The following is a 2,457-nucleotide window of genomic DNA, read 5'->3' as shown; positions in this document are numbered from 1 at the left end:
CACTCCTGTTATGGTTGACTGAGTGATATTGGTTTTAATTGTGGTGGTTTGACAACCCATCACCGTAATAGCAACAATACTGTAAATAAACCAATTTTTAACCATATCGTTTATCTCTACATTCATCAAATCTTCGCGGCTGGATACCCCATCCTTCTCTTTTGGTGGGGAGGAAAGCCGCGCCTCCAATTAGTGGTTTACAATTAATCCCGTTGAACGTTTTAGGAGTCGGACTTTTCGGGCAGTAAATTGTCCAATTCTTTTCCAGTTAACATCGCTAACAGAAACTTGCCTTACTGTCTCACCGCTCACCCAACCTCGATAGGTTATCCCAGCCTTAACCGCCTCAACATAGTCTCCTTTGCGAAAACCATGGCTAGTGGTTGTCCCACCGTATTTACGTCGTTTCCCACCCTTAGAAAACTGCAATAGATGCAACTGGCGACGACTTATGGGGGCACGTCTAATGACTGAAAACACAGCATTAGTTACATCACAGTTTTTTGGAACACTCAGTTTTCCGTTGCGGTGATAATAATTTTTGCGTCGAAAAAAATGAGTAGCAGCTAGGGCTATTCCATCTACTGCATGGGTATTAACTGTTTGCTGACTTTTGTCAGTTTTGTCTTTTATTAGTCCTAATGCCTCTCTTTTTAAAGCGGTCTCCCAGCCTTGTTTTTGAATTACTGGGGCTATTTGCTCCAACTGAGAGATTGCCCAATACTGGCCTATCATCACAGGAGAAAACCCTTTGCTCCCTCTTGCCTTGACCACTTCATAGACGATGACATTTACTGGATACAAAAAACAAAGCTCTTTTGTTACCCGATTTTCTAGTTGACGGTTTGCCCTAATTGAAGGGGGAACCCTTTTTACTCTACGGTTTGAGAATCGTTTTTGCCGATGAGACCTTTGTGAGTAAGCAACCTTGCGATCTATTCGACGACTTCTACGAGTTTTTTCGGCGAAGCCGACGCTACGCGAACGCATCATTCGCCGAGTATCCATGCGTTCTCGAACTTTCTTGTCAGGCAAGATCAGATGTCCTGTCCAAAGAGTGATTTTACTTGACTGAACAGCCATACCAGAAAACATCTTTCCGGGGTCAATACCAATGGCAATATCCTGGGTTTGATTTCCAGATGGTTGATTAACTAGCTGAACAGCAAAAACATTTAGATCGTTTGGATAAACAACGGCAAGACCGCATAGCAGCCAGCGGCGAGCGCGAGAAGCTTTTGTCGGCATTAATGGTTTGCCATCAGGTGAAATTACTGGAACTCGTAACATGGTGATAAACCTCACGAGAAAAGTATTTAGGTTACCCTGTCCCCTTGACCACCGAATCCAAGATGTCCTGCCCAAAGCAGCAACTGACAACACAGTTTTAAAGAGATCCAGACTGGGGAAGCATCTGGAAGTTCTTACCAGGATTCGGCTCAATGGTCTAGTCAATCACGGTAGTTGGTTGTCTACCAAGCCCCATCCATCCTCTTAGGGTGGGGTTATTGACCTATACATCAATTGCTTGATTGAAGCGGGTACAAATGGCCCTACCAGCAGTAATCCTAAGATGAGTTCTCCCCATCCCAGGGTTGGACTGTTAATTTCAGATCTGCTAATTAACGTTTTACTATCCACTGTTGCTGCTTCGGAAACTGTAGCGGTTGCCACAGGATGAGTTATTGGTACTGATACCGATTCTAGATCAAGCTGGTTTGATGGTGAGGTTGTAGTTACTACTTCTGGGGTTTGTTGAGGTATGTTTGTTGGTTATATTTTATTATTCCAGTTTTAGTAAACATCTGGTGGCAGGGTTGGGTTGTTGCGATCGCATTCTCGATTAGTTCTCTGTGATCGCAGTGCCAACAGCTTAATTGAAACGGATTGGGTCATAATCCCTGACTGAAGCAGGATAATCAAAGTGAGATAATAGAGTTAGTGCCTCAGGAACAGTGACATCAAGACAGCCCTAGATCTAGCACAAAAGGTATAGGAGATCGTGATGACCAACATCAAAACCCATCCCTGGGATGTGGCAGAACATCTGGAGACCAAAGAAGATATGGCTGCCTATCTCGAAGCTGCTCTTGAAGATGGGGATCCTGCCTTGGTAGTGGCTGCTCTACGGGATATTGCTCGTTCCAAAGCAATGACACAAATTGCTCGCGAAACCGGTCTCGGACATGAGAGTATTGATCAGGCGTTGTCGATGGAAGGTAATCCAGATTTCGCCACTGTTCTAAAGGTAATACAGGCAATTGGTCTACGGTTGCGGGCTACTCCGATCTAAAGTATTGCATTATTAAGATGGGTTTACCCTGGATCAGGCAAGAGATAATAAGCATTGACCCTGCAGCTTGCTTATTTCCATGGAAACCACCACTCAAGATATGCGTTCGCTTCCATTGCCCCCTGGTAATGTCTGTTTACCCATTATCGGTGAGACCATCAGCT

The 2,457-nt window shown here is 44.5% G+C and carries 2 protein-coding genes; one reads left to right on the top strand and one right to left on the bottom strand.

The annotated features are described in order from the left end of the window. Nucleotides 1–189: 189 nt before the first annotated feature. Nucleotides 190–1,290, bottom strand: a complete 1,101-nt coding sequence (locus F6K37_RS38160; protein WP_287256282.1) for an RRXRR domain-containing protein — start codon at nt 1,288–1,290, stop codon at nt 190–192. Nucleotides 1,291–2,005: 715 nt separating this feature from the next. Between F6K37_RS38160 and F6K37_RS38155 the strand changes: the two genes are divergently transcribed. Then, nucleotides 2,006–2,293: an addiction module antidote protein gene (locus tag F6K37_RS38155; RefSeq protein WP_287256280.1), complete on the top strand. Its 288-nt coding sequence runs from the start codon at nt 2,006–2,008 to the stop codon at nt 2,291–2,293. Nucleotides 2,294–2,457 lie beyond the last annotated feature (164 nt).

The sequence above is a fragment of the Moorena sp. SIO4E2 genome (assembly GCF_010671945.1).
In the GTDB taxonomy this organism is placed as follows: Bacteria; Cyanobacteriota; Cyanobacteriia; order Cyanobacteriales; family Coleofasciculaceae; genus Moorena; species Moorena producens.
The sequence above is the reverse complement of the archived record's forward strand: the minus strand, read 5'-3'. Positions and strand labels throughout refer to the sequence as shown.

Coding starts and splice junctions, on each gene's coding strand:
- F6K37_RS38160 (WP_287256282.1), bottom strand. CDS start 1,290: ATGTTACGAGTTCCAGTAATTTCACCTGATGGCAAACCATTAATGCCG.
- F6K37_RS38155 (WP_287256280.1), top strand. CDS start 2,006: ATGACCAACATCAAAACCCATCCCTGGGATGTGGCAGAACATCTGGAG.